Genomic DNA, 1082 nt, shown 5'->3' with positions numbered 1-1082 from the left:
CCACAAACACCAGTTCGTCATACGCTGGTACGCCGTATTCTTCTGGGAAGAAGGCTTTGGCTTTGTAGCCTTCTAGCGCAAGTTGGTTGGTTTCGAAGTTGCGCAAGCCGCCCCAAATAGCGTCTACTTTACCGGATGCGAGAGAGGAAGAGAGTGCCCAACCGACGTTGATGATTTGCACGTCAGAAAACTTCACGTTCTCCTGCGCAAGCATGGTGCCGATTGTCGCCTCTTCGTTACCTGCGATAGCAATACCGATCTTCTTGCCTTTAAGGTCGCCAAGGTTGTCGTTCTTGCCGTTATCCAACACCATCAATGTGTTGAGGGGAGTAGCAATCAAGGTCGCAGAGCGAATTAATGGCAAGCCAGCCGCTACGTCGATGGTCAGGCTAGGTTGGTATGAAATCGCCATATCGACTTTGCCAGCCGCAACTAGTTTGGGTGGTGTGCTTGGGTCGGCGGGTTCTTGGATATTGATCTTCAAACCTTGCTGTTTAAAGTAGCCGCGCTCTTGTGCGATCACGATAGGGCCATGGTTCGGGTTAACGAACCAATCCAGCATTAAAGTAAGCTCCTTTTCGGCAGCAAGTACGTTAGTTGAAACGATTGAAGCGAGCAGAGCAGCAGCGCTCATGAGTTTGTTTTTATTCACGGGGTTCTTCCTTTTTCTTTCCCTATTTGTTTTCCCAGGGAATGGCTTTTTTCAGTAATTTGTCAGTGGTGAAATAGAGTGCGATAGACAGCGCGGCGAGAATAAACAGCGCCGCGAACATCTCATCGATGATCATGCGTGCGTTGGCTTGCAGCATCAGATAGCCAAGGCCCTCACTTGAACCAACCCATTCACCTACCACGGCACCAATCGGCGCAATAACCACGGCAACACGAATACCAGACGCTAACGTTGGCAGGGCGGCAGGTAGTTGAATATGGTGCAGTAATTGCCATTTCGATGCGCCCATGGTTTTGGCAAGATCGAGGTAACCAGTTGGTGTATTGCGTAAACCGTCGTAGCAACATGTGGTGACGGGGAAAAAGATGATGATCGCCGCCATGACGACTTTCGATGCAATGCCGTAACC

At 50.2% G+C, this 1082-nt stretch carries 2 protein-coding genes; both read right to left on the bottom strand.

Annotation, left to right across the window (positions count from 1 at the left end; genetic code table 11):
• The coding region (locus R8O11_RS25145) for an ABC transporter substrate-binding protein (protein WP_318194601.1) at nucleotides 1–652 on the bottom strand (652 nt) is incomplete at its 3' end.
• Between the two features lie 22 nt (nucleotides 653–674).
• Nucleotides 675–1082: ABC transporter permease (locus R8O11_RS25140; RefSeq protein ID WP_318194600.1), on the bottom strand; the 408-nt coding region annotated here is incomplete at its 5' end.

The organism is Vibrio sp. 1288, assembly GCF_033344475.1.
The sequence above is the reverse complement of the archived record's forward strand: the minus strand, read 5'-3'. Positions and strand labels throughout refer to the sequence as shown.